The sequence below is a fragment of the Tardiphaga sp. P9-11 genome (genome assembly GCF_008329525.1).
In the GTDB taxonomy this organism is placed as follows: domain Bacteria; phylum Pseudomonadota; class Alphaproteobacteria; order Rhizobiales; family Xanthobacteraceae; genus Tardiphaga.
Genome location: NZ_NPKQ01000001.1, coordinates 457,321 through 481,971 on the forward strand (window position 1 = coordinate 457,321; position 24,651 = coordinate 481,971).

Below are 24,651 nucleotides of genomic sequence, written 5' to 3' on the forward strand. Positions count from 1 at the left end.
ATGGACGCGCGAACGAGGTCGCAAACCGGTGCTTGCTCGGGCTGAATTCGCGCTTGAGGCGGGGGACTAGGCCATAAAAGGCCGCGTTAGGTCAATGGTTTAAGACAAGAAACGAGCCAGGGGCGGGTCCCGCCGTCTCACCCCGCCAGCGACACGGCGGTGCCGTAGGCCCGGACAAAGCCGTGCTCAACCACGGTGTTGCGGCCGCGTCGTTTAGCGGCGTAGAGCGAGGCATCGGCTGCCTCGATCAAATCGTTTGCCGTCTCCAGCGCCGCCGGCGTTGCCGAGGCCACGCCTACACTGACCGTGACCCGCTGATGTGCGCTGGTCGCGTGAGAGACCGACAGGTTCCAGATTGCCGCGCGGACCATTTCGCCGATCTGGATGCCGCGGGCGACCTCAGTGCCCGGCAGCAGCAGGCAGAATTCCTCGCCGCCATAGCGTCCGGCAAAGCCCGAGCTGCGATCGGCCAGGCTGGAGAGAGCTTCGCCGACGCGCGCCAGGCAAGCATCGCCTTCGGGATGGCCATAGGTGTCGTTGAAGAGCTTGAAGTGATCGACGTCGATCATCAGCAGCGTCAGATGGTCGCCGGACTGTTGGGCCCTCAGCCATTCGAAATCGAGACGGCTCTGGAACCCGCGTCGATTCGCCAGGCCGGACAGCATGTCGATGGAGGCAAGTACCGTGAGCTGCTCATTACTGGCCCGCAACTCACGTTCGCGACCGCGCAGTTGCGCCGCCATGCCGTAAAAAGCGCGCGCCAGGGGCACGAATTCCGCCGGCAGCGTGTTACGTGCGACCCGTGCCGACCAGTCGCCGCGGCCGAAGCGCTTCGCCATGGTCTCCATCATCTGGATCGGTTTGATGATCAATCGCTCTGCAACCACGAGCGCGCCGAGCAGCACGAACAGGCAGACGAAGGCGAGTTGCAGATAGGCGTTGCGAATCTCATGATTGGCAACGGCCGAGACCCGGGCCTCGTCGATACTGACGATCAGTTGTGCGCCCGTGCCGGGAATGGTGGCGAACGACACGGCGCGCTGCGAACCATCGCTGGCGTTGAATGACAGTGAACCGGTTTGTTTATCCGTATTACGCAAATGCGCTTCGATCATTGGCAGTAAAGCGAGGTCTTCCATCGGCCGGCCGATCGCGCTGGCATCGGAGGGCGGTGCTGCGAGCACGGTGCCGGCATGATCGACGAGCAATGCACTCACGCCAGGGCGATCGCCAAGATTGCCGATGATCTTCGACATCCAGTCGAGATTCACCGCTGCCAGAACCACGGCATCGTCGTCCTTTGTCAGTCCGGGCGCGAGGTAGGCGGCCATGATCGTCGGCTGATTCGTGAGACGACTGAAGAGGTAGTCGCTGACGACGAATTCGCCTGTCTCAACGGCCTTCTTGAAATAGGGGCGATCGCTGAAATCGAATCTCTGCTCGATGACTTCCGGCCAGGTCGAGCACTTGGCGATGCCATCCGCACCGGCCACCGTCAGGCTGCGCAGCCACGGCATGTCTCCGCGCAGGCTTGCCCGCATGATAGCGCAGCTCCGATTCACCTGAGCGGCCGACGTATAGATGTAGGCAGACGATTTCAGCACGGCTTCGATGGAGGCAAAGACTTCGCGCTGTGCATCGGCGCTGTGCTGGGCAATGCCAGCAAAATCACGCGCGGCCATCGCAATCTGGTGAGTACGCGTTGCATCGAGCGAACGGATACGCTCAGCCATCAATGGCCCGACCAGAATGAGGGCCAGCAAGACCAGTCGAGCGCGAATACCGAGAGCTCCCCTGAGCCTCGCTTTATTGCGGTTGATACCGATGCGTGACATCTTCGATCCCTAAGCCCCGCGGACATAGGTACTCCAAAGCCTTCAAAAAGCCTTTCCCGGATTCGTTAAACTGCAATGGATCTCAAGAAAGTTCGCGTCTTGGTTGAAAATAAATCAGTGCAAGAGTCATCAGGCGTAACGCCTTCTTTACCAACCGACGGACTCGCTTCGGTCGAGTATGATATTTTCCGCGCGTGTAACGAAGCGCGGCGGGATCGCGGTTCTGTGACATTGATCGCCGTGTCGAAGACCTTCGAGGCTGACGCAATTGCGCCCGTGATCCAGTCGGGACAGCGGGTGTTTGGCGAAAACCGCGTTCAGGAAGCCAAATCCAAGTGGCCGGCGCTGATAGCCACTCAACCCGCGATTGCGTTACATTTGATCGGGCCTTTGCAGTCCAACAAGGCCAAGGAAGCGGTCGCCTTGTTCGATGCGATTCACTCGATTGATCGTCCAAGCATTTGCGAAGCGTTAAGCAAGGAGATGAAGGCGCAGCAGCGGACGCCGCAACTGTTCGTACAGCTCAACACCGGTGAGGAGCCGCAAAAGGCCGGCATTGCGCCGGGCGAGGCCGATGATTTCCTGGCCCGCTGTCGTGACACTTTTGGGCTGACGATTTCCGGACTGATGTGCATTCCGCCGGTTGACGATGCGCCGGCGCCGCATTTCGCACTGACAGCGAAGATCGCCGCACGTAACGGATTGACGGAGTTGTCGATGGGCATGAGTGCCGATTTCGCCATCGCGATTCAATTCGGTGCCACTCATATCCGCGTCGGCTCGGCGATTTTCGGGAAGCGGTAGTTCTTCGTCTCACTTCCCGGTAAAGGCCGTTCGCGCTTTGCCCGAACTGGGAAGTTTCGGGTTGGGCGCCTGAGCATGCGCCATAATGTCGCACCATTCCGTCTCGACTGTATCCGGACGTGGGAACCCCGCTCCCGCGAGAGGGACAGACATGCGAGACTTTCGCTCCGTTACCCGGCTTTTGGCCACGCTGGCTGTGTTGACCATGCCGGTCGTTGCTGTGGCGCAGATCATCAGCATCACGATTGCTCCGCCGGAACTGCCGGTCTACGAGCAGCCCGCCATTCCCGCGCCCGGCTATATCTGGACGCCCGGCTTCTGGGCCTATGGTCCGGACGGTTACTACTGGGTGCCCGGCACCTGGGTTGAACCGCCCCAGGTCGGCCTGTTGTGGACGCCGGGTTATTGGGGCTGGCGTGATGGCTATTACGGTTGGAATGCGGGCTATTGGGGAACCCAAGTCGGCTTCTATGGCGGCGTCGATTACGGCTACGGCTATAGCGGTGTCGGTTATGCTGGCGGCCGCTGGAATAACGGCGTGTTCGCCTACAATCGGACCGTCAACAATTTCGGCGGCGTCGCGGTGACGAATGTCTACAACCAGACCATCGTCAACAATACGACCAACATCACACGAATCAGTTTCAACGGCGGCACTGGCGGCACAACCGCGCGGCCCACGCCGCAGGAGCAGGCCGTCGTGCATCAACCGCATATCGCGGCGACGGCCGTACAGACCCAGCACGAACATATCGCGAGCACCAACCGAGCGCTGCTCGTGTCCGAAAATCATGGCCATCCGGCGATTGCAGCAACGTCCAAGCCTGGTGAGTTCACCGGCAAGGGCGTCGTGGCAGCGCGGGAAGTTGGACCGGCTGCCGCGCGGCCGGCGGCGACGTCCGTGCCCGCGGCACTTCCTGCGGCCGGCGCCAAACCGCCTGCAAACAGGCCGGTTGCGAGCGCAACGCCTGAGAACAAGGGGCCACCGGCGGTCGTCGCACGTGCGATGACCAATGGCGCAGTCCCGCCGAAACCGCTGAACACGGCAGCCAGGCCGGTTGCGATCAGGCCGCCTGTCGCCCCGCACCCGGCGGCTCCCAGGATGGCCGCTGTCGCGAAACCGCCGGCCCCGCCGCATGTTGCCGGCGCGCGGCCAGCGCCACATCCGGTCGCAGCTCGTCCGGCACCCCGGCTGGCTCCTCATCCTCCGGCGAGGCCGAAGGCGCCGCCGCATAACGATCCGCACAGGAAGCCGGAGTAGCCGATCGGTCTGGCCGGGTCATTCAAGCCCCGGTCAGATCTTCACGCTTCTTCTAAAAGTCTGACGGCTGAGCCTGCATCAGCTTCAGCCGATGACGATGCGCGTTTGCGGTCCGATCCGGGCCAACAGCCGCAGCATGGCCGGCTTGGTCATCGCCACACAGCCCGCGGTCGGCGCGAATTTCGGGCGGGCCAGATGCAGGAAAACCGCGCTTCCCCGTCCGGCGATCCGCGGCCGGGTGTTCTGGTCGATCTCAATAATGAAATCGTAGAGATGATCCTCGCGGGCCAGTCGGTCGCCGTCATTTCCACGATCAAGCCGGACAGGCCGATTGTAGTGACGGTCTGATGGATCTTCGCACCAGCCATCCGCGGGGGTGATCGGGCGGATCGGCAGAAAGCTACGCGGACGTGGATTGCGGTCGGCTCGCCACCACAGCCGGATAGGGCGAAACGTCCCACGCGGCGTTCCGCCATCGCCTTCGCGTTTGTTCGCCTTGATTCCGCCGCGGCCGAGCGCGACGGGTATGGTTGCGTGATCGGTCGTCAGCCATCCACGGAGTCTGTCTCCGGCTGACGCGCGAATGTGAACCATAGTTAGCGGTCGATCACGCAAGCTTGTTCGATAAGTGTCTGAAATAACGAGACTTCCCATCCGAATCGCGAACTCCGCCTTGCTATTTACCGCAAATGTTCTATTTCGCGCTGCAGCAGTACATTCACCGGGAATGTCGCTGATTTTGCGCTAGAATATGCGCTAACGGCGAAGCCTGTCACGATTTCTGGCCCACTGTTTCAGCGCGGCGAACAACGCTCCGCCGCAGCCGTTCAAAGGATTGTCGCAATGCCCAATGCCCGCAAGATCTTGATCGTGGATGACGATACTGATTTGCGCGAGGCGCTGGTCGAGCAGCTGTCCCTGCATGAAGAGTTCGAGGCCTCAGCCGTCGACACCGGCGCCAAGGGCGCCACTGCAGCCAAAGCCAATTCTCCCGATCTGGTGCTGATGGATGTCGGCTTGCCCGACACGGATGGTCGCGAAGTCGTGCGCAGCCTGCGCAAGGGCGGCTTCAAGGCGCCGATCATCATGCTGACCGGCCACGACACCGATAGCGACACCATTCTCGGTCTCGAATCCGGCGCCAATGATTATGTCGCCAAGCCGTTCCGCTTCGCCGTACTGCTGGCGCGTATCCGCGCCCAGCTCCGCCAGCACGAAGCCAGCGAAGACGCTGTTTTCACCGTCGGTCCCTATAGTTTCCGGCCTGGCTCCAAGATGCTCACGGGCGCCAATGCCAAGAAGGTCCGCCTGACCGAGAAGGAAACCGCGATCCTGCGCTTCCTGTATCGCGCCGGCCAGTTGCCGGTCTCGCGTGAGACGCTGCTGCAGGAAGTCTGGGGCTACAATTCCGGTGTCACCACACACACGCTGGAAACGCATATCTATCGGCTGCGCCAGAAGATCGAGAAGGACGCCGCCAACCCCGAAATCCTGGTGACGGAAGCCGGTGGCTACAAGTTGGTGCCGTGATACGATTCGGGAGCCGATTCGCCATTAGCTGTTCGGTGTCCTCCTTCGCGCGTCCCGATCACACGGTTCTGCATGTCGATCGATGATGATGTAGCCCTGCTTGAGCGCGTCCCGACATTGCGCCTGTTGGGTATCGCCGCCTTGCGCGTGATCGCGATCGGTTCCGAGCAGCAGGAATTCTCGCGGGGGTCCGTGTTGTTTCGGCAGGGCGACGATGCCGATTGCGGCTATGTCGTCCAGAACGGCGCATTCCGCATCAGTCTCGACGACGGCAGCGATCATGAAGTGATCGCAGGCCCCGGCACATTGATGGGTGAACTCGCACTACTGGTGGCGATGCAGCGGCCATCGACGGCGGTTGCCACGGAATATTCCAGCACGATCCGCATCACACGCAGCCTGTTTCAGCGCGTGCTCGAGAGTGATCCTGCGGCAGCGCGCCGGCTGCGTGACGACATGGCCACCCGCGTCAGTCAGCTCGCCAGCGACGTGACATTGGTCGGCGCCAAGCTCAGCCAGTAACTGATCTCAGAGCTCCAGAACGGTTGTAACCGGTACGTGGTCCGACGGCCGTTCCCAGCCGCGTGCATCGGACGTGACGGTGTAGTCGCGGATCGAATCCTTCAGCGCGGACGAGACCCAGATGTGGTCGAGCCTACGGCCGCGATTGGACGCGGCCCAATCGGCGGCGCGGTAGCTCCACCACGTATAGATTTTCTCTGACAGCGGAATGCGTTCGCGCGCAACGTCGATCCAGTTGCCTTCGCTCTGCACGGCCAGCAGCTTTTCGCATTCGATCGGCGTGTGCGATACGATCTTCAACATCTGCTTGTGCGACCACACGTCGTTCTCATGGGGCGCGACGTTGAGATCGCCGACCAGGATGTGACGCGCGTCGCCGCGCGGATGCAACGGCTCGCAGGTTTTCATCTCGTCGAGGAACGAGAGCTTGTGCGCAAACTTCACATTCACGTCCGGGTCCGGAACGTCGCCGCCGGCAGGCACGTAGAAATCATGCACGACCAGCGGTGTGGCCATGCCGGCCTTTTCGCCAAACGACACCGAGATGTGGCGCGAGTCCAGATTGTTGCAGAACACGCGGATGTCACTGCTCTCGAATGGAAGCTTCGAGACGATGGCGACGCCGTGATAGCCCTTCTGCCCGTTTAGCACGACGTGATCGTAGCCGAGCTGTTTGAAGCGCTTCAGCGGAAATGCGTCATCCGGGCACTTGGTTTCCTGCAGGCACAGCACATCCGGCTGCATCTCTTCCAGAAACTTGGCGACGAGGTCGATGCGCAATCGCACCGAATTGATATTCCAGGTGGTCAAGGAAAAACGCATGGAGATCCGATGATGAGACGGCGCAAGCGCGCCTGCTCACCATGAGGGCATCGCCTGTTGCGAAATCTAATTCGCGCCGCTGGTGGGATACTTGGTGAAGTCGATCTTGAACAGCCCTGGATCGGGCTTTTTCGCCGTATCGAGATTGTAGATCGCCACCGTGGTGTCATAGCCCTGCGGGTCGGTGACGGTCCATTGCTTGAGCTGGCCGTCCTTGGTGCCGACCATCAGCATCAGGCGCGAGGTGCCGACCAGCGCATTCTTCTCCTCGATGGTCACCGACGTATAGAGATCGTCCGCGGTAACGGCGACCACGTTGGTGTCTTTCATCAGGTCGATGCGGTCGGACAGCAGATAGCGCAGCGGCGTCTGCGACAGCGGGTAGATGTCCTGGGTCGCCAGTTTGGAATCGCGAACGGCGAGCGACTGGCCATCGGAGACCATCGCGATGGTGGTCGGCGCATCGTATTCAAAGCGGACCTTGCCAGGCTTCTGGATGAAGAAGTCGCCGGTAGTGCGGCTGCCATCGGGACCGACCTGAACGAAATTACCGCTCAGATTGCTGAGCGATGACAGATAGCTGCTGACCTTGCTTGCCTGGGCCTTCTGATTGGCGTCGAAGCTCATGAAAATACTGGCGGGAACATTGCGGCGCGGATCCGGAATGATCGGATTCGGCGGCGTGGATGTTGTCGCCGATGTCTTGGGGCCAATTGCAACCGGCGGCCGAACGGCTTGCGGCTCGGAGGCTGCCATCTGGAGGCTGGCATTGCCGCGTGCCTGTGGCGCAGGTCGCGGCAGTGGGATTGTCTGGGCAAAGGCCGAAGGCGCCAGAATGGTGGTGACAAGCGTCGCAGCAAGGCCGGCTGCGCCGACGCGCAGGAAAGACCGGTCTGCGGCGTGATTGGTCGGGCGTCTCATCAAGGCGTCGTCCTGCTCGGCGAATTCGGCGCATTTTACCGCGCTTTGCGTCAGAATGGGTACCGGTTTTGCGCTCTGGCCGGTGGTCTCTTGCGCCTCCGTCGCGGCTGGCGCCGCCAGCGCAGGCGCTAACCCCTCGCTGTGGCGATTTCGCGACTCGAAAGCGGGATTGTCCATCGGCAGGGTCAAAATCTCAGAACCCGCTTTCTTCTTCTTCGATCAGAATCTCGCGTTTACCGGCATGGTTGGGCTGACCGACGATGCCTTCATTCTCCATCCGCTCTATCAACGACGCTGCGCGATTGTAACCGATCTGCAGCCGGCGCTGGATGTAGCTGGTCGACGCCTTGCGGTCGCGTTTCACGATGGCAACGGCTTGCTGGAACAGATCGCCACCACCGCCATCGGCACCCATGCCGGTGGAATCGAATACCGCGCCGTCCTCGCCTTCTTCCGGTTCTTCGGCGGTGACCGCCTCGAGATATTCCGGCTCGCCCTGCGTCTTGAGATGGCGAACGACCTTCTCGACTTCCTCGTCCGACACGAAAGGTCCGTGCACGCGCGAGATGCGTCCGCCGCCCGCCATATAGAGCATGTCGCCGCGGCCGAGCAGCTGCTCGGCGCCCATCTCGCCGAGAATAGTGCGGCTGTCGATCTTCGACGTCACCTGGAAGGAGATGCGCGTCGGGAAGTTGGCCTTGATCGTGCCGGTGATGACGTCCACCGACGGACGCTGCGTCGCGAGGACGACGTGGAGACCGGCGGCGCGTGCCATCTGCGCGAGGCGCTGCACCAGGCCTTCGATGTCCTTGCCGGCGACCATCATCAGGTCGGCCATTTCGTCGACAATGATGACGATGTAGGGCAGCGGCGCGAGATCGAGCTTCTCTTCCTCGTAGATCGCCTTGCCGGTTTCCTTGTCAAAGCCGGTGTGAACGGTACGCGAGAGCTCCTCGCCCTTGGCCTTGGCCTCGACGAGGCGCTGATTGTAGCCATCGATGTTGCGGACGCCGAGCTTGGCCATGCGCTTGTAGCGCTCTTCCATCTCGCGCACCGCCCATTTCAGAGCGACGACGGCCTTCTTTGGGTCGGTGACGACGGGCGTCAGCAGATGCGGAATGCCATCATAGACCGAAAGTTCGAGCATCTTCGGATCGACCATGATGAGGCGGCACTGATCCGGCCTCAACCGGTAGACCAGGCTGAGGATCATGGTGTTGATGGCGACCGACTTGCCCGAACCGGTGGTACCGGCGATCAGCATATGCGGTGTGCGCGCAAGATCGATAATGATCGATTCGCCGCCGATATTCTTGCCGAGGCAGAGCGGAAGCTTGATGCCCTCGTTGTTGTCCTGCACGGTCAGCAGCTCGCGCAGGTAGACGTTCTCGCGATGTGCGTTCGGCAATTCGATGCCGATGGCATTGCGGCCCGGCACCACGGCGACGCGCGCGGACAGTGCGCTCATGGAGCGTGCGATGTCGTCGGCGAGGCCGATCACGCGCGACGACTTGATGCCCGGTGCGGGCTCGAGTTCGTACAGCGTGACGACGGGGCCGGGATTGGCTTTGACGATCTCGCCGCGGACGCCGAAATCCTGCAGCACGCCTTCCAGCGCGCGCGAATTGGCTTCGAGCTCGGCCTTGCTGAGCGGCTTGCGATCTGCGGCTTTCGGCGCGGTGAGCATGCCGACGGAGGGCAGTTCGAACTTGCCATTCGATTTGCGGGCCGGCTCCTTGCCGGCAGATTTCTTGCGGGGGGCGCGCGCGACCGGCTCCTCTTCCTCCTCTTCCTCGTAGTCGTGCTCTTCGTCCTCGTCGTGACCGCTGTTGTCGTCATCATGCGGCGCGATGGAGGGACTGTTGCGGCGACCGCCGAGATTGGGTTCCTGGCGCTCGAAGGACGCCGCGCGCGCCTTGGGCTCGCTTGCAACCATCTTGCCATAGACCAACGAGAGGAGACGGCCGAGACGCGCCTTCGCGCTCATCACGGCATGGGCGGCCCAGCCCAGCGAAACCGCGATCGAGCCGCGATCGCGGGTCTCATCTTCCTCGAATGGCTCGTCGTCTTCCTCGATGTCGATCTCGGCAAACTCCTCCTTTGCCTGCGCGCCATAACCGCAGGCGATGAAGAAGGTCACGATCATCGCCGCGCAGAGAAGAAAGCCGAGAACGAAGCGATAGATAAAGCCGACGGGACCGAAGATCACCGCGGGGGCGCGAAACAGCGCGTCACCGACCACGCCGCCGACGCCGGTTGGCAATGGCCATGAGCCACCATGCTGCCAGCAGCTCGCAAAGCCTGATGCGATGATGGTGCAGAGAATCCAGCAACCGATGCGCAGCGCTTCGCGATCGAAATGCCGATGCGTCATCATCCGCCAGCCCCAGACGGCGACGGTGAGAATCATCATGATCGCGCCAAGGCCGAGGATCTGCATCAGCAGATCGGCGCCGATCGCGCCGGGATAACCGGCGACATTGCGGATCGCACGCGAGGTGGCATGGCTCAGGCTCGGGTCCTGCACGGACCAGGTCATCATCGCCGCCGCCGCGACACCTGCGGCGCAGACCAGGCCAAAGCCCGCCAGTTCACGCAGCCGTCGTCCCAGCATCTCGCGAATTGACGCGGGCAGGTGGCCGACGAGAGGAATGACGCGTTCGATCGTGGTGCTCATACGGTCGTGCTCATGCGCCCTGCATTAATCCAGGATCTCTAATTCAAAATCTTCACCAGCCGATGCAAGGCCTCGGCTGTCGTTTCACTGTCCTGCACCATGGCCAAACGAATATAGCCGGCGCCGGGATTACTGCCGTCGGCCTGCGGGCGCGCCAGATAACTTCCGGGCACCACGCGCACGCCGCCATCGCGATACAGTCTCACGGTTGCCTCTTCGTCGCCGCCATATGCCGAGACATCGAGCCACAGACAGAAGCCGCCGGCCGGTCGCTTGTAGCCGTAGCGATTGCCGAGGATCTGATCCGCGAGATCGAACTTCAAGCGGTAGAGCCTGCGATTCTCTTCCACATGTGTTTCGTCGCTATAGGCGGCAACCGCGACCTGCTGCAGTGGCACCGGGACCTGCGGTGCGGCCACATTGCGCAGTTCGTGAAACGCGCTCAGGAATTTCTTGTCGCCGGCGACGAAGCCGACGCGCATGCCGGGCAGGTTCGAGCGCTTGGACAGCGACTGGAACGCAACGACATTGGCATAGTCGGGTCCGGCTGACGCCAGCATGCTGCCAGGCGCGGCCTGCGTATAGATTTCCGAATAGCATTCGTCCGACAGCACGATGAAGCCGTAGCGTAGCGCGAGGTCGTGCAATTTCTTGAAGTAAGCGGGTGTCGCGACAGCGCCTTGCGGATTGGCGGGTGACGCGACGTACATCGCCACCGTGCGCGCCAGCGTCGCTTCATCGAGCGCGTCGAGATCGGGAAGGAAGCCGTTGGCCACTGTGGTCGGCATGAAAATCGGCTCGCAACCCGCCGCGCGCGCGCCGGCGCCATAGGCCGGATAGAACGGATTCGGCAGCAGGATCGCCGGCGTGCCTTTGCGTGGGCCGACAAAGCGCGCGGCCGTGATTGCAGCAAAGAACAGGCCTTCACGGCTGCCGTTCAGCACCAGCACTTCGGTTTCGGGATCGAGGGCGCGCGGGAGATCGAAGCGCGTACCCATCCAGGTGGCGGCGGCGCGCCGGAACGGTTCGATGCCCTTGGCGATCGGGTAGCGACCGAAATCTGTAATGTGCTTGGCGAGGACCGGCCCGACGAAATCCGGCACCGGGTGCTGCGGCTCGCCCAGTGACAGTGTGATCAGCGGTTGGCCGGGCTGATACGGCGCCAGCAATTCCGTCAGCCGCGCAAACGGCGAACGCTCGCCATCGGGCCCAGCCGAGGTCCGGCTGCCGGCGCCTTGCGCCGCGGAAGGAGGAGCGGAGAGTGCCATCAGGAAAACGCCAGTACTTTCAAGGCAGCCGATCGCCCCATGAGATCGGCTGAAACGGGATCAAACCACCATAGATACGGCGAGGTTAAGACGCGATTAACCATCGAGGTATGCGCCTTGCGATCGTACATTCAGCGGCCGTCCAAGCGGGCGCGCAAACAGGATGTCACCCCAAAAAGTGAAGGGCCCCAGCTTGCGCTGGAGCCCTTCGACGGATGGAGCATTGCCGGGTATGTGCCCCAACCGATCTCTTGAAACGCTCCGGGCGATCACTCGTCCGAAGCGTTTTGGCGCTTACATGTTGTAGGCGCGTTCGGTGTGCTCGGTGACGTCGAGGCCTTCGCGCTCGACTTCAACATTGACGCGGAGACCGACGATCACGTCGACGACCTTGAACAGGATCGCCGAACCGACGCCCGACCACACCAGCGTGGTCGCGACAGCCTTACACTGCGCGATCATCTGGGTGACCATGTCGTAGTCACCGATCTTGCCGGCGACGTAGTCCATGACGCCCGTGCCGCCGAGGGCCGGGTTGACCAGGATGCCGGTGCCGAGCGCGCCGATGATGCCGCCGACGCAGTGGACGCCGAACACATCGAGCGAGTCGTCATAGCCGAGCGAGTTCTTCACGACGGTGCAGAAGAACAGGCAGACGACGCCAGCGACCAGACCGAGGACCATCGCGCCCATCGGACCCGAGAAGCCGCAAGCCGGGGTGACGGCGACGAGGCCGGCAACCGCGCCCGATGCTGCGCCGAGCAGCGACGGGTGACCTTTGGTCATCCATTCCGCGAACATCCAGGCCATCGCCGCAACCGCAGTTGCGAGGAAGGTGTTGGTCATCGCGAGAGCGGCAGTGCCCGAGGCTTCGAGGTTCGAACCGACGTTGAAGCCGAACCAGCCAACCCACAGCAAGGATGCGCCGATCATGGTCATGGTCAGCGAGTGCGGAGCCATCAGCTCCTTGCCGTAGCCGGTGCGTTTGCCGATGATCAGGCAGCCCACGAGGCCAGCAATGCCGGCGTTGATGTGAACGACGGTGCCGCCGGCGAAGTCGAGAGCGCCCCACAGGAACACCTGGCCGGCATCGGCCATGACTTCATCAAGCTTGGCCTGAGCCGCAGCCTTCGCATCGGGAGCTGCTGCAGCAACAGCCTTGGCAGCTGCGACAATGGCGTCCGGACCAGCCCAGTACCAGACCATGTGCGCGATCGGGAAGTAGATCAACGTCACCCAGAGCGGGATGAACAGTGCAATCGCGGCGAACTTGGTGCGTTCTGCGAAAGCGCCGACGATCAGGCCGGGGGTAATGGCGGCAAAGGTCATCTGGAAGCAGAAGTAGACGAGCTCCGAGATGTTGGCGTCTGCGGTGAACGTAGCAGCCATCGAATCAGGGGTCACGCCGGCGAGGAACGCCTTCGAGAAACCACCGATATAGGCCGAACCGCCAGTGAAGGTGATGCTGTAGCCGTAGAGAGCCCAGATCACCATCACAATGCAGGCCGTGTAGAGAACCTGCATCAACACCGAGAGCATGTTCTTGGAACGGACGAGGCCGCCATAGAACAATGCGAGACCGGGGACTGTCATCAACAGCACCAGCACCGTCGAGGTCATCATCCAGGCGTTATCGCCCTTGTTGACCGTCGGATCGGCGTAGGCCGCAGTTGCGGCGAACAGGCCGACGGCAAGTGCCGCCAATCCCGCGCCAGAGGGACGCTTAAACGTCATTGTGTTTGACTCCTGATTGAATAATGGGTGAGCGCGAAATCCGAGGAATTCGACTTAGAGGGCTGCAGCATCGGCCTCGCCGGTGCGGATGCGAACCGCGTGGTCGAGGTTGATGACGAAGATCTTGCCGTCGCCGATCTGGCCGGTCTTGGCGGCCGTGGTGATGGCTTCGATGGTTTTGTCGACCTGATCGGAGGCGACAGCTACCTCGATCTTGATCTTGGGCAGGAAGCTCACCGCATATTCAGCGCCGCGATAAATTTCCGTGTGGCCCTTTTGTCGGCCATATCCCTTGACTTCCGTCACCGTCAAACCATGAACGCCAATGGCGGTCAGGGCATCACGGACTTCCTCAAGCTTGAATGGCTTGATGATCGCCATAACAATTTTCATGGGTCCTATCCCCGCTTGGGCCCGACCGAAAACCGACCGGGCGATCTCGACTGAGGTTCACCACGCGGAGAAGTTCACTACGCGGGCACAGCCAGACCAGATAGAATCAAATGCCGTGCCAGATCGGTGGAATTCTCTAACGGTTTATGAATCCCCAGCTTTTCGCGTTTCTCACGCATTGAGACAGAGTGCGCTATTCGGTCGCGCCCAAACTCTAGTCAATTATGCCCAAAATGGAAGCATGACAGGCTCTCGACATATTCCTGCTCAGGCCGCGGGCAGCTCGGAGGTGTCCAACTACGTCAATTCGAGGCAAAAAACTCGAGATTGTCTAATCTGCAGGCCTTCCAACTGGCGCGCGCAGAATTGACATGGCTCAACCGAGCAAAGCCGTAGAGGCTCTTCGGGCCTATGCGAGGGGACTGAGAGCAGCTCTGGCTGAAAGCCCGGGAGGCGATGGCTTGCTGCTTAAAGCGCGTCGCTGTCGGTCTCGCCGGTGCGGATACGCAGGGCGTGGTCGATCGGGGTCACGAAGATCTTGCCGTCGCCGATCTGGCCGGTCCGGGCTCCGGTGGAGATGACCTCGACCGCCTTGGCCGCGAGGTCGGATGCCACAGCGATTTCGAGGCGCAGCTTGGGCAGGAAGTTCACGATATATTCGGCACCGCGATACATCTCGGTATGGCCTTTCTGCCGGCCATAGCCTTTCACCTCGGTCACCGTCATGCCGTGGACGCCAATGGCCGTCAGAGCCTGACGCACTTCATCGAGCTTGAAGGGTTTGATGATCGCGACCACGAGCTTCATGCAGGCTTCCTCTTCGGGGCGGTGACGACCCTGCTTACGCAATCATGCGGCTTTATGCCATCCCTGTTGGCATCGCGCGTGGAAATTGGGCGGCCACGCTGCCTTCGGGGTGGGCCGGTTGCTCGCCAAGGCGGCGAAGCGGTAGCGGGGACTGGAAGCGGAGAGCCTAACTCGTCGGCTTCTCGCGTCGCTCCCGCACCGAGCCCTCCTGCGCCACGGTAGCCACCAGCGTGCCGTCGGGCTTGAAGATCAGGCCGCGCGCGAGGCCGCGGCCATTCTGGGCGCTTGGCGAATCCTGACTGTAAAGCAGCCATTCGTCGGCGCGGAATGGACGGTGAAACCACATAGCGTGGTCGAGGCTGGCTGCCATCGCCTGCCCATCGAACAGCGTGCGGCCGTAGCGGGCCATGATGGAATCGAGCAGCGAGAAATCCGACGCATAGGCCAGCGCGCACATGTGGAGCGCCGGATCATCCGGCAGCTTCGCGGCAGTGCGAATCCAGAAATTGATACGGCCCTCCGGAATCTTCTCGCCGGCATAGCGCTGGAATTCCACCGGGCGCAGCTCGATCGGGCGGTCGGACTCGTAGTAGCGGCGGATGAAGTCGGGCATTTTCTCGATGATCGGGTGTTTCGAGAGTTCTTCCGCAGTGAGTTTGTCCGGTGGCGGCACGTCCGGCATCGGATCCTGGTGGTTGAACGAGTCCTCTTCCTCGGCGTGGAACGACACCATCATCGAGAAGATCGCGTGACCGTGCTGGATCGCGGTGACCCGCCGGGTCGAATAGCTCTTGCCGTCGCGCAACCGTTCGACCTCGTAGACGATCGGAATCTGCGGGTCGCCGGGCAGGATGAAATAGCAATGCAGCGAATGCGGCATGCGGCCTTCGACGGTGCGGCACGAGGCCACCATGGCCTGACCGATCACCTGGCCGCCGAACACTCGCTGCCAGCGCGTTTTCGGGCTGCGGCCGCGAAACATGTTCACCTCGATGGTCTCGAGATCGAGGATATCGATCAGATCGATCAGGCTCTTGGACATGTCGGCATCTTTCGGTCGGCGGCAATATTAAGGGAGGTTTACCAAGACCTTGGCCATGCAGGCCCCGGTCGCGTTGCCGCCCTTGTTTCGCGTTCCTGTTTCGCCCAGCTATAAGCGCGTGGCAACAGCGAGAACGGATATCATGGCGGCACAGCGAGGCATTGTCATCGGCGGCGGAGCGTTTGCCGGGCTGGCTCTGGCTTTGGCGTTGCGCCAGGGGCTTGGCCCCGATCTGCCGATTATTGTCGCCGATCCCGCGCTGGCGGTCAGGCCGAGCCGCGATCCGCGCGCCACGGCCATCGTCGCTGCCTGCCGGCGGCTGTTCGATGCGCTGGGTGTCTGGGACACCGTAGCCGCCGAAAGTCAGCCGATCCTCGACATGATCGTCACCGACTCCAAGCTGGAAGACGCTACCCGTCCGACCTTCCTGACCTTCGGGGGGCATGTGGAGCCGGGCGAACCGTTCGCCCATATGGTCGAGAATCGCCGGCTGATCGACGAGCTCGTGATTCGCGCCGAAGCGGCGGGCGTCGACCTGCGTGCGACTGCGGTGACGACATTCGATTCACGGGCCGACGGTGTCAGCGTCACGCTCGGGGACGGCAGTGTAATCGAGGCTGGCCTGTTGGTCGCCGCCGATGGCGCGCGCTCGAAGCTGCGCGAGCGTGCAGGCATCGCGACCCATGGCTGGGACTACGACCAGTCCGGCATCGTTGTCACTGTCGGTCATGAGCGCGATCATGAAGGGCGTGCTGAAGAACACTTCCTGCCCGCCGGGCCGTTTGCAATTCTGCCTCTAACCGGCAAGCGCTCGTCGCTGGTGTGGACCGAGAAGCGCGCGGAAGCCGCGCGCATCGTCGCTTTGCCGGATGACGAATTCCATGCGGAGCTCGAACAGCGTTTCGGTCTGCATCTCGGCGAGATCAAAGCGCTCGACAAGCCGCGCGCCTTTCCGCTCGGCTACTTCGTCGCGCGCTCCTTCATCGGCGAGCGGCTGGCGCTGATCGGCGACGCCGCGCACGTGATCCATCCGATTGCGGGGCAAGGACTCAATATGGGTCTCAAGGATGTCGCGGCATTGGCCGAGACCATCGTCGACGCCGCTCGGCTCGGCATGGATTTTGGCCAGAGCGATGTCTTGGAGCGCTACCAGCGCTGGCGCCGCTTCGACACCATGACGATGGGTGTCGCCACCAATGTGCTGAACGTCCTGTTCTCGAACGACCTGCCCTTCGTGCGCAGCATCCGCGATATCGGTCTCGGCATTGTCGATCGCCTGCCGCCGCTGAAGGGTGCGTTCATCAAGCAGGCTGCGGGATTGTCGGGCGAAGTGCCGCGGCTGTTGAAGGGCGAGGCGCTATAAGCGCCGTTTCCCTCAATCGATCTTCCGCGCTTCTTCCGGCAGCATGATCGGAATGCCGTCCCGGATCGGATAAGCAAGCTTGGCCTGGCGCGAGATCAGCTCCTGGCGGCCGGCATCGAATTCGAGTTGCCCCTTGGTCAGCGGGCACACCAGAATCTCAAGCAGCTTGGCGTCGACGGTGCCTTCGGCGCGCTCGATTGGCGGTGTGGTCATGACTGCGCTCCGGTGATGTGGTCGTTGATCATAGCCGATTGTCAGAATTACTGCAGCGGTGGGTCGCCACTGGTACGCTTTTTGGCCAGATCCATTTCGGTAACGGCGATCAGGATCTCGGCGCGTGTCTTGAGGTCGGGAGCTTCCAGCATCGCCTGCTTCTCTGGTGGGCCATAGGGCGACATCATCGCCAGCGCATTCACCAGTGCTTCGTTAGGCGCTTTGTCGATGCCTTCCCAATCCACTTTCAGGTTGTTGGCCTTGAGGAAGTCGGTGAGCACCGCGAGCAGCGCGGCCCGGTCGACATCGTCTTCGCCCTTGCGTGCCGTGAAATCGTCGATGAAGGGGAAGTAGTCGACCTTGCATTGCCGATAGGCCGTCTTGACCGAGAGCTCCTGCACCACTTCGAAACGGGAAACGCCGGTCAGTTCGAGGATGTAGCGGCCATCCCCGGATTCCGCGAGCTGGGTGATGCGTCCGACGCAGCCAACCTTGAACAGTTTCGGCTTGTTCTCGTCGGGCGAGTGCGCAGCATCGGGCTGGATCATGCCGATCAGCCGATGCCCGTCGCGCAGCGAATCATCGATCATCGCCAGATAGCGCTGCTCGAAGATGTTCAGTGGCATCTGGCCGCGCGGCAACAGCAGTGCGCCCGGCAATGGAAACACCGGGATCACCTCGGGAAGTTCGGCAGGCCCGCGATAGTCAGCATTGATGGGCATGTCCGGTTCCGATTCGTCACGTGAGGAGAATTACGAGAACAGGATAGTCGATAACCGCCTGCGACCGTCAACGGTGGCCTCGTCCGCCGGTCCCCAGGCGTCGAAGAACTGGATCAGCTGCTTGCGGGCGCCGTCGTCATCCCATTTGCGGTCACGCTTTACGATTTCGAGCAGATGACCCGTCGCCTCACTGCGCTGGTTAGCGGCATTGAGTGCGATCGCAAGGTCGAAGCGCGCCTGATGGTCGAGCGGATTCGCGGCGACCTTCTGTTCCAGTTCGGTGACCGGACCGAGCGCACTGGCCTGTTCGACCAGGTCTATCTTGGCCTGCACCGCCTTGACCGCGGCGTCCTCACGCTTGGCAGCGGGGACGAGTTCCAGGGTCTGCTTGGCCTGTTCGATGGCGCCGGTCTCGACGTAACAGCGGGCGAGGCCTGCGATGGCCGCGATGTTGCTTGCGTCGGCGGCAATCACCTCGCCGTAGATCGAAGCGGCGGCGGCCGGATCGCCTTCTGCGAGAATGGCTTCGGCTTCATCAAGTAATTCGGCAGCCGTCGGCTCGGCGCCGGGCATGCCGGCTGTCAGCTTGTCGATGAATGCGTTGACCTGGCTCTCCGGAACCGCACCCATGAAGCCGTCGGCCGGCTGGCCGTTCACGAAGGCGATGACGGCCGGAATCGACTGGATGCCCATCTGGCCGGGAATCTCCGGATTCTCGTCGATGTTCATCTTGACCAGCTTGACCCTGCCCTTGGCGGCGGTCACGGCCTTCTCGATCACAGGGGTGAGCTGGCGGCACGGGCCGCACCAGGGCGCCCAGAAGTCGATCAGGACCGGCTGGCGCTTGGATTCCTCGATGACGTCCTGCACGAAGGTGCGAGTGGTCGTGTCCTTAATGAGAGCGGTTGCTGCCTGCGGCGTCGAACCCGCCTGCGGCGACAAATCTGCCTGCGGCGCCCCGGCGCCGCCCTGATCCATAATGGTCACGTGAACCTCGCTCGATGTCTGAAAATTTGGCCGCTTCTAGCATGGCCTGAGCGATTAAATGGCGTTCGTGACAGTAATTTGCAATCCGGCGAAATAAGCTTGGCAGGGACCGATTCGTCTCTGGAGGCGACATTTGGCGGTTTTGGCCCATTTTCCGAGCGAAATCGGGTTCAAACGGCCGTAAATACCGGTTAACCCAGCGTGATCTGAGATGCAGTCTAACTGTTGCATTCGCCACCGGCATTTGGCATAGGTCTGCGCGTCGGCGGCGAGCAATCGCCGCCTGTCTTCTCGGATGCGGGTGTAGCTCAGTGGTAGAGCACGACCTTGCCAAGGTCGGGGTCGAGGGTTCGAATCCCTTCGCCCGCTCCAGAATATCTCCTGGTACTTTTTGGCATACTCGAACGACCACAGGCCGCCGCAAGGCGGCTTTGTCGTTTCAGAGATGGCGTTCACCGGGCCATGCATCCGGATCGCTTGAAATCGATCGGGGTTGGGCAGACAATCGCGGACGCAGCGGGTACGAGAGTGACGATGCCGTCGACTACGGATTCCAACCTGGAAATTGCCAAGCGCGCCAATGACGAGGCGCGGGCGGATTTCGCGACCTGGCTGATGATGGCCAAATTGAAAAGTCTCGACGCGCTGCCGCAGGAAGCCCAGACATTCTATGCAGGCTATCTCGCGCTGCTCGCGCGTGGCAAGCAATCCGAACCAGCCGCGGCCGAAGCCACCATCCAGATTGTCTACCGCAGCTACTATTCCCGCATGGGCGGCACCGGCACCCCGCCCATCATCAAGATGGCTTCGAGATCAAGACCAATGCCCGACGACAACAATAACAACGTCACGCCTTTCCGCCGGATCAAGCCCAACACGCCGCCACCCCCGCGCGAGAAAAAGAAATTGCCGGTGGCGCTGATCTTCATCGGGTTGATCGTGCTGGCTGTGGCCTGGCGCTATCTCAGCAAGGGCGGCCTTTAAAAAGCGTAGCAGTGATAGCACCATGATGCGGTGCGATGCGCCAACCGCATCAGGCCGCTGGAACTAACTTTCAAAGTAACTTTTTCAGGATGTCGTCGTGATGGCGACGTCTTTCGTTTGCGCGAGCGTTAGTTGCGCTTTTCACCCGCGGCATTTGTGCTAGCATCTCACTGTCTGAGAAAATCACAGACCAATAAAGTTCATCTCGAACGTTCAATAAGACATAGCAGCCGCAATAAGCTGCACAGGGAGTGACGCGATGAAATCGATGACTGGTCGATCCGTTGTTGCGTGCGCCGCCATCCTCGCCACGGCGATCGGCATGGCTTCGCTCAATCAAGCGAACGCGCAGCAGAAGCTCAAGAGCTACAAATCCGATACCAAGGAATTCTGGACCAACCCACCGGACGACTGGTTCCTCGGCGACGAGACCGAGGCGCAGAAGGGCCTGGCGCCGCCGTCGGGTCCACCGACCGGTGCATCCGATGCCGAACTCGCAGCCATGATGAAGAAGATCAAGCTGCCTGCCGGGTTCAAGATCGAGGTCTATGCATCCGGCGTGCTGGCGGCGCGGCAGATGGCCTGGGGCGACAAGGGCACGCTCTTTGTCGGCTCGTTCGGCCTCGGCAACGTCTATGCGATCACTGACAAGGGCGGGAAGAAAGAGGTCAAGACCGTCATCAAGGGCATGAAGATGCCGACGGGCATCGCCTTCCAGGACGGCGCGCTCTATGTGATCGATATCAACAAGCTGATCAAATACGAGAACGCCGAGGCGAACCTCGACAAGCTCGGTGACGGCAAGGTGGTCTATGACGACATGCCGTCATTCGCGGCGCATGGCTGGAAGTATCTTGCGCCGGATAAAGACGGTTGGTTCTACGTTCCGTTCGGACCCCCCTTCAATATAGGCATTCCGCCGACCAGTCTCTCGCAGATCCGCCGTGTCGATCCCAAGACCGGCAATGCCGAAATCGTTGCACTCGGTGTGCGCAATTCGGTGGGCGGTGACGTTGATCCACGCACCGGCAAATACTGGTTCACCGAAAATGCGCGCGACTGGATCAGCGACGACATGCCGAGCGACAAGCTCAACATGATCTCGAAACTCGGTGAGCATTTCGGCTATCCGCATTGCCATCAAGGCAACATGCCGGATCCGAAATTCGCCATGGGTCACAAGTGCTCGGAATTCACGCCACCGGTGTTGAATCTCGGTGCCCATGTCGCGCCCCTGGGGATGAAATTCTATACCGGCAGCATGTTCCCCGCCGAGTACAAGAACAACATTTTCATTGCTGAACACGGCTCCTGGAATCGGCACAAGTATCAGGGCGCACGGATCAAGCGCGTGATCGCTGGGCCGGACGGCAAGAACGCCAAGCAGGAGATCTTCGCCTCGGGCTGGATCGAGGGTGACCAGGGGTATCTCGGCCGTCCTGCCGATATCGTTCTGGCCAAGGATGGATCGTTGTTGATTGCCGATGATTGGGCAGGCGCGATCTATCGCATCAGCTACGCCAAGTAAGTCACGCGTCACGCGAGGCTGGAGTCGCTTCATGAGCGGCTCCAGCCTCGTGCATTCTGGAATGGGAATGTGACTCATGCATCGTTCTGCAATCGCGGCTGTTCTTGTCTTTCTATCTCTTGGTTCTGGGTCCAGTCCGGCTGATGCCGCCGATATCGGCGCGGGCAAGGAGAAGGCCGAGCTCTGCAGCGGCTGTCACGGCGAAAACGGCATTTCGCAAATGGAAAACATCCCTTCGCTCGCCGCACAGCCGGATCTGTTCATCCAGTGGCAGCTGGTGTTCTTCCGCTCGGGCACACGCAAGAACGAGCAGATGCAGCCGATCCTGGAGCAGATCGACAACAACGACATCCGCAATCTCGGGGCCTATTTCGCTTCGCTGAAGCCGCCGGAGGGCAAGAAGCCCGATGACAATCCGGATCTGTCGGCCAAGGGCGCGCAGGCCGCCGCCGGCCGGCGCTGTGCATCGTGTCACACGGAGAGTTATGCCGGTACCAAGGCGGTGTCACGCATCGCTGGACAGCGCGAAGACTATCTCGTCAAGGCGCTGCGCGACTACAAGTCCGGCGTCCGCGCTGGCGGCGGCATGGCCGCGATGGCCGAGGTTGCCTATTCGCTCAGCGAGGAAGAGATCGCCGCGCTGGCGCATTACCTGTCGCACTTGTGAGGGTGTAACCCGGACTAGGCTTTACTCCGTCCGGGCCACAAAACGTCTTACGCTACCCGCTGATGCTCATACGCCTTGAGATGCGTGTAGATCATTCGCAGCCGTGGCACAGGGACCTTGGCGGCATCGGCGCGGGCGATGACATCGCCGACGATCTGGTCGGCTTCAATCTGCGCCTTGTTGAGGATGTCGCGATACATCGAAGCGGTCATCTTCGAACCTTCTGCCGTCAACATGCCCTCGGTGCGTTCCAGGAACGCTGCACGCGGTGCGAAGCCGTTGGCCTTGGCGACGGCGCTCATCTCATCGCGCACGCCGAGGATGAAGTCCCGGCCGCCCGGTGCGGCGACGATGTCGCCGACAGCGCCGCGCATCGCGCTGGTGGAGCCGGCAATTGTCGCCAGGAACACCCACTTCTCCCACATGTCCTGCATGATGTTGTCGGAGGCCGACCCGCCGAAGTTGCCGGTCGCCATGATCGCGGCAATCGCCTTGGCGCGGTCGGAGCTGCCGCCCTTGCGCTCACCGAAGCTCAGCAACTGCATCGGCGCCATCTGGACGACCTCACGCGCTTCGTTGAGCGTCGCTGCGATCTGGCACTGGCCGCCCATCACGCTCTCGGCGCCGAACTTCTCCTCCAGCACGTCGAGATGCTTCATGCCGTTGAGCAGCGGAATGATGGCCGTGTTCGGTCCGACGGCCGGTGCGAAGGAGGCGATGGCATCGTCCAGATCGAACGCCTTGCAGCTCAGGAGCACGACATCGAATGTCTCCTTGATCGCGTCGGCCTGCACGGTGGGTGGATTCTTCAACGTGACGTCGCCATGCGGGCTCTTGATGATGAGGCCGGCCGTGGCGAGCTCACCAGCGCGCTTTGGGCGGACGAGAAAAGTGATGTCATTGCCGGCCTGCAATAACCTGCCGCCGAAATAACCGCCGATGGCGCCGGCGCCGACCACGAGAATACGCATTGATGAGATCCGTTTGGTGTGAGGCTTGATCGAATGGAACCGTAGCCGCGAATGCGCATGAAACGAAGCAGTCCAGGGCTTCGATCACGCAGGGCTGTATTGCTTCGCCGCAAGAGCTGTGGGCCATGACGGCTGCGAGTAGAGCGCTACCACTTCTCCCCGAACGGGCGAATTTCCAGCTCAAACGTCCAGGCGCTACGCGGCTGCTGATAGAGCTGCCAGTATGACTGAGCCACCGACGCCGGTGGCATCAACAAATCGGGATTGTCGAGCGCATCCTTGCCCCATAGCTGCTCGCGGCGCTCGCGTACCCAAGCGGTATCGACGCCGCTGTCGATGATCAGATGGGCGACATGGATGTTCTTCGGGCCGAGTTCGCGGGCCATCGCCTGGGCCACGGCGCGCAATCCGAACTTGGCCGATGCGAACGCGGCAAAGCCATTGCCGCCACGCAGGCTTGCGGTGGCGCCGGTGAAGAAGATGTTGCCCTGACCACGCGGCATCATCAGCCGTGCCGCCTCCCGGCCAGCCAGGAAGCCGGAATAGCACGCCATCTCCCAGACCTTGCGAAACACCCGCTCGGTGGTCTCCAGGATCGGGAAATTGACGTTGGCGCCGATATTGAAAATGCAGACTTCCAACGGCGCATGGGCATCGGCGTCATTCAGAAAAGCGGCGATCTCGTCTTCCTTGCGGGCATCGAGTGAGCGCGCCACGACCGTGCCGTCCATCGCCTCGATCTCAGCCACCAGCGGCGCCAGCTTGTCGCCGTTACGACGACCGGCGAACACCGTGAAACCCTCAGCGGCGAATTTCTTGGCGATCTCCGAGCCGATAAAATCACCGGCGCCGATGACTGCGACAGTCGCGTTACGCTTCTGCATGATGTGCTCTCCGCTATTTACCGGTACCGGAAATCAATTCCTCGACTTCACGCAACTGTTCCTTGCCGAAGAATATCTCGTTGCCGACAAAGAAGGTCGGCGAGCCGAAAGCACCGCGCTCGACCGCGGTCTGTGTGTTCGCCACTAGCACCGCCTTCACCTCTGGCTCCTGACCGCGCGCGAAAAGTCTTGCGCCGTTGAGGCCGGAGTCGGTGAGCGCCTTGATGGCCACTTCGGGGTCATCCATCTTCTTTGGCTCATCCCACATATGATGGAATGCCGCCTCGACATATTTCTCGAACACGCCGTCGAGCTGTGCTGCGATGGCGACGCGCATCAGGTTCAGTGTGTTGACCGGAAAGAATGGATTCATCGTGTAGGGCTTCACATTGAAGCGTTTCACGAACCGCTCGGTCTCGAGCTGATGAAACTCACGCTTGTTCTTGACGCCGGCATAGGTTTCGGCCGGCGAGCGATTGTTGGTGGCCTTGAAGATGCCGCCGAGCAGCACCGGGATGTATTCGAACTTCGCGCCGGCGCGCGCTTCGATCGCCGGAATCGCCAGATGGCTGAGATAGGCGTTGGGGCTGCCGAAATCGAACAGGAATTGTGGCGGTGTCTTGGTCAAGGCGGCCTCCCGGATTTTTTATGCTTTATTGTGGCGCGTCGCGTGCGATGCGTCCACCATTTTATGATGACCGTAATATTCGTCTCTG

Annotated in this window: 24 protein-coding genes and 1 tRNA gene; 9 read left to right on the forward strand and 16 right to left on the reverse strand. The window is 61.5% G+C overall.

The window, feature by feature from the left end; all coding sequences use genetic code 11:
* Positions 1 to 137: 137 nt before the first annotated feature.
* Positions 138 to 1,835 (reverse strand): diguanylate cyclase domain-containing protein, encoded by a 1,698-nt coding sequence (locus tag CIW50_RS02130; RefSeq protein WP_149529635.1) that lies wholly within the window; start codon positions 1,833 to 1,835, stop codon positions 138 to 140.
* Positions 1,836 to 1,910: 75 nt separating this feature from the next.
* On the opposite strand from CIW50_RS02130, the gene CIW50_RS02135 reads away from it, so the two are divergent.
* Positions 1,911 to 2,639, forward strand: a complete 729-nt coding sequence (locus CIW50_RS02135) for a YggS family pyridoxal phosphate-dependent enzyme (protein WP_149529636.1) — start codon at positions 1,911 to 1,913, stop codon at positions 2,637 to 2,639.
* A 151-nt stretch (positions 2,640 to 2,790) separates the two neighbouring features.
* Positions 2,791 to 3,900 (forward strand): YXWGXW repeat-containing protein, encoded by a 1,110-nt coding sequence (locus CIW50_RS29715; protein WP_197738338.1) that lies wholly within the window; start codon positions 2,791 to 2,793, stop codon positions 3,898 to 3,900.
* An 84-nt stretch (positions 3,901 to 3,984) separates the two neighbouring features.
* Here CIW50_RS29715 and CIW50_RS02145 read toward each other — a convergent pair whose 3' ends face one another.
* A complete protein-coding gene (locus tag CIW50_RS02145) occupies positions 3,985 to 4,494 on the reverse strand; it encodes a L,D-transpeptidase family protein (RefSeq protein WP_502707343.1) in 510 nt (169 codons plus the stop codon).
* A 249-nt stretch (positions 4,495 to 4,743) separates the two neighbouring features.
* Between CIW50_RS02145 and CIW50_RS02150 the strand changes: the two genes are divergently transcribed.
* Together CIW50_RS02150 and CIW50_RS02155 are read left to right on the forward strand one after the other, a co-directional pair.
* Entirely contained in the window at positions 4,744 to 5,430 is a 687-nt protein-coding gene (locus CIW50_RS02150; RefSeq protein ID WP_068730214.1) for a response regulator transcription factor, read from the forward strand.
* A gap of 72 nt (positions 5,431 to 5,502) precedes the next feature.
* Entirely contained in the window at positions 5,503 to 5,952 is a 450-nt protein-coding gene (locus CIW50_RS02155; protein ID WP_149529638.1) for a cyclic nucleotide-binding domain-containing protein, read from the forward strand.
* Positions 5,953 to 5,958: 6 nt separating this feature from the next.
* On the opposite strand, the gene CIW50_RS02160 is transcribed toward CIW50_RS02155, so the two are convergent.
* The 8 genes from CIW50_RS02160 to tesB form a co-directional block, all read right to left on the reverse strand.
* A complete protein-coding gene (locus CIW50_RS02160; protein ID WP_149529639.1) occupies positions 5,959 to 6,774 on the reverse strand; it encodes an exodeoxyribonuclease III in 816 nt (271 codons plus the stop codon).
* A 66-nt stretch (positions 6,775 to 6,840) separates the two neighbouring features.
* Complete coding sequence (locus CIW50_RS02165; RefSeq protein WP_246664161.1) at positions 6,841 to 7,695, reverse strand: outer membrane lipoprotein carrier protein LolA; 855 nt, start codon at positions 7,693 to 7,695, stop codon at positions 6,841 to 6,843.
* Between the two features lie 193 nt (positions 7,696 to 7,888).
* Entirely contained in the window at positions 7,889 to 10,372 is a 2,484-nt protein-coding gene (locus CIW50_RS02170) for a DNA translocase FtsK (RefSeq protein ID WP_149529641.1), read from the reverse strand.
* A gap of 38 nt (positions 10,373 to 10,410) precedes the next feature.
* The gene (locus CIW50_RS02175) at positions 10,411 to 11,640 is read right to left on the reverse strand and encodes an aminotransferase class I/II-fold pyridoxal phosphate-dependent enzyme (RefSeq protein WP_149529642.1); all 1,230 of its coding nucleotides are present in this window, start codon (positions 11,638 to 11,640) and stop codon (positions 10,411 to 10,413) included.
* A gap of 294 nt (positions 11,641 to 11,934) precedes the next feature.
* The gene (locus CIW50_RS02180) at positions 11,935 to 13,374 is read right to left on the reverse strand and encodes an ammonium transporter (protein WP_149529643.1); all 1,440 of its coding nucleotides are present in this window, start codon (positions 13,372 to 13,374) and stop codon (positions 11,935 to 11,937) included.
* Between the two features lie 54 nt (positions 13,375 to 13,428).
* Positions 13,429 to 13,767, reverse strand: a complete 339-nt coding sequence (locus tag CIW50_RS02185; protein WP_068730208.1) for a P-II family nitrogen regulator — start codon at positions 13,765 to 13,767, stop codon at positions 13,429 to 13,431.
* 468 nt (positions 13,768 to 14,235) lie between these two features.
* Positions 14,236 to 14,574: a P-II family nitrogen regulator gene (locus CIW50_RS02190; RefSeq protein ID WP_089263151.1), complete on the reverse strand. Its 339-nt coding sequence runs from the start codon at positions 14,572 to 14,574 to the stop codon at positions 14,236 to 14,238.
* 166 nt (positions 14,575 to 14,740) lie between these two features.
* A complete protein-coding gene (gene tesB, locus CIW50_RS02195; RefSeq protein ID WP_149529644.1) occupies positions 14,741 to 15,616 on the reverse strand; it encodes an acyl-CoA thioesterase II in 876 nt (291 codons plus the stop codon).
* 142 nt (positions 15,617 to 15,758) lie between these two features.
* Between tesB and CIW50_RS02200 the strand changes: the two genes are divergently transcribed.
* Positions 15,759 to 16,979: a ubiquinone biosynthesis hydroxylase gene (locus CIW50_RS02200; RefSeq protein ID WP_149529645.1), complete on the forward strand. Its 1,221-nt coding sequence runs from the start codon at positions 15,759 to 15,761 to the stop codon at positions 16,977 to 16,979.
* A gap of 12 nt (positions 16,980 to 16,991) precedes the next feature.
* On the opposite strand, the gene CIW50_RS02205 is transcribed toward CIW50_RS02200, so the two are convergent.
* The 3 genes from CIW50_RS02205 to trxA are packed head-to-tail and all read right to left on the reverse strand — an operon-like array spanning position 16,992 to position 18,901.
* Positions 16,992 to 17,192 (reverse strand): Trm112 family protein, encoded by a 201-nt coding sequence (locus tag CIW50_RS02205; RefSeq protein ID WP_116659695.1) that lies wholly within the window; start codon positions 17,190 to 17,192, stop codon positions 16,992 to 16,994.
* A gap of 47 nt (positions 17,193 to 17,239) precedes the next feature.
* Complete coding sequence (locus CIW50_RS02210; protein WP_149529646.1) at positions 17,240 to 17,914, reverse strand: LON peptidase substrate-binding domain-containing protein; 675 nt, start codon at positions 17,912 to 17,914, stop codon at positions 17,240 to 17,242.
* A 30-nt stretch (positions 17,915 to 17,944) separates the two neighbouring features.
* Entirely contained in the window at positions 17,945 to 18,901 is a 957-nt protein-coding gene (trxA, locus tag CIW50_RS02215) for a thioredoxin (RefSeq protein ID WP_502707344.1), read from the reverse strand.
* Between the two features lie 297 nt (positions 18,902 to 19,198).
* On the opposite strand from trxA, the gene CIW50_RS02220 reads away from it, so the two are divergent.
* The 4 genes from CIW50_RS02220 to CIW50_RS02235 all read left to right on the forward strand — a co-directional run bounded on the left by CIW50_RS02220 (position 19,199) and on the right by CIW50_RS02235 (position 22,080).
* A tRNA-Gly gene (locus tag CIW50_RS02220) sits at positions 19,199 to 19,273 on the forward strand.
* A gap of 162 nt (positions 19,274 to 19,435) precedes the next feature.
* Entirely contained in the window at positions 19,436 to 19,885 is a 450-nt protein-coding gene (locus CIW50_RS02225; RefSeq protein ID WP_172980193.1) for a hypothetical protein, read from the forward strand.
* Positions 19,886 to 20,144: 259 nt separating this feature from the next.
* Complete coding sequence (locus tag CIW50_RS02230) at positions 20,145 to 21,413, forward strand: PQQ-dependent sugar dehydrogenase (RefSeq protein ID WP_149529647.1); 1,269 nt, start codon at positions 20,145 to 20,147, stop codon at positions 21,411 to 21,413.
* A 76-nt stretch (positions 21,414 to 21,489) separates the two neighbouring features.
* Positions 21,490 to 22,080, forward strand: coding sequence for a c-type cytochrome (locus tag CIW50_RS02235; RefSeq protein WP_149529648.1), 591 nt, complete (start codon positions 21,490 to 21,492; stop codon positions 22,078 to 22,080).
* Positions 22,081 to 22,127: 47 nt separating this feature from the next.
* Here CIW50_RS02235 and panE read toward each other — a convergent pair whose 3' ends face one another.
* From panE to CIW50_RS02250, 3 genes are all read right to left on the reverse strand, one after another.
* Positions 22,128 to 23,051, reverse strand: a complete 924-nt coding sequence (gene panE, locus CIW50_RS02240; RefSeq protein ID WP_149529649.1) for a 2-dehydropantoate 2-reductase — start codon at positions 23,049 to 23,051, stop codon at positions 22,128 to 22,130.
* 146 nt (positions 23,052 to 23,197) lie between these two features.
* Positions 23,198 to 23,935: an SDR family oxidoreductase gene (locus CIW50_RS02245; RefSeq protein WP_149529650.1), complete on the reverse strand. Its 738-nt coding sequence runs from the start codon at positions 23,933 to 23,935 to the stop codon at positions 23,198 to 23,200.
* 13 nt (positions 23,936 to 23,948) lie between these two features.
* Complete coding sequence (locus CIW50_RS02250) at positions 23,949 to 24,563, reverse strand: 2-hydroxychromene-2-carboxylate isomerase (RefSeq protein ID WP_149529651.1); 615 nt, start codon at positions 24,561 to 24,563, stop codon at positions 23,949 to 23,951.
* Between the last annotated feature and the right edge of the window lie 88 nt (positions 24,564 to 24,651).